Here is a 1,423-nt window from a genome sequence, read left to right as displayed (position 1 = left end):
CACTGATGCGTGTGTTGATTTCACTGCTGACGCAAACTCTGATGGTGTACCATTATTTGATGCTTTGTCTTTCAATGAATCTACTGTGGATACAAATGTACTTGCATCTTCTTTCGTTGTGCTTCCATTAGAAGTCGCTTCACTCAACGAATTCACTGCTGATACAAATTCGCTTGCTTCTGTACTTACAGCTTCACTTGTTGATGTTGATGCTGACGTACTTTCTGATGCTGACACACTCACTGATGCGTGTGTTGATTTCACTGCTGACGCAAACTCTGATGGTGTACCATTATTTGATGCTTTATCTTTCAATGAATCTACCGTTGATACAAACGTGCTTGCATCTTCTTTCGTTGTGCTTCCGTTAGAAGTTACTTGACTCAATGAGTCTACTGCTGATACAAATTCGCTTGCTTCTGTACTTACAGCTTCACTTGTTGATGTTGATGCTGACGTACTTTCTGATGCTGACACACTCACTGATGCGTGTGTTGATTTCACTGCTGACGCAAACTCTGATGGTGTACCATTATTTGATGCTTTGTCTTTCAATGAATCTACTGTGGATACAAATGTACTTGCATCTTCTTTCGTTGTGCTTCCGTTAGAAGTTACTTGACTCAATGAGTCTACTGCTGATACAAATTCGCTTGCTTCTGTACTTACAGCTTCACTTGTCGATGTTGATGCTGATGTACTTTCTGATGCTGACACACTCACTGATGCGTGTGTTGATTTCACTGCTGACGCAAACTCTGATGGTGTACCATTATTTGATGCTTTATCTTTCAATGAATCTACCGTTGATACAAATGTACTCGCATCTTCTTTCGTTGTGCTTCCGTTAGAAGTTACTTGACTCAACGAGTCTACTGCTGATACAAACTCGCTTGCTTCTGTACTTACAGCTTCACTTGTCGATGTTGATGCTGACACACTCACTGATGCGTGTGTTGATTTCACTGCTGACGCAAACTCTGATGGTGTACCATTATTTGATGCTTTGTCTTTCAATGAATCTACTGTGGATACAAACGTGCTTGCATCTTCTTTCGTTGTGCTTCCGTTAGAAGTTACTTGACTCAACGAGTCTACTGCTGATACAAATTCGCTTGCTTCTGTGCTTACTGCATCACTTGTTGATGTCGATGCTGATGTACTTTCTGATGCTGACACACTCACTGATGCGTGTGTTGATTTCACTGCTGACGCAAACTCTGATGGTGTACCATTATTTGATGCTTTGTCTTTCAATGAATCTACCGTTGATACAAACGTGCTTGCATCTTCTTTCGTTGTGCTTCCGTTAGAAGTTACTTGACTCAATGAGTCTACTGCTGATACAAAYTCGCTTGCTTCTGTACTTACAGCTTCACTTGTCGATGTTGATGCTGATGTACTTTCTGATGCTGACACACTC

The 1,423-nt window shown here is 41.2% G+C and carries 1 pseudogene; it reads right to left on the bottom strand.

The features are described 5' to 3' along the window. Positions 1-1,423 (bottom strand): annotated as a pseudogene (locus tag BJK46_RS12540) (accessory Sec-dependent LPXTG-anchored adhesin); the annotation flags it as partial.

The sequence above is a fragment of the Staphylococcus pseudintermedius genome, from assembly GCF_001792775.2.
In the GTDB taxonomy this organism is placed as follows: domain Bacteria; phylum Bacillota; class Bacilli; order Staphylococcales; family Staphylococcaceae; genus Staphylococcus; species Staphylococcus pseudintermedius.
Note: the sequence above shows the minus strand (reverse complement) of the source record. Positions and strands in the feature narration are given on the sequence as shown.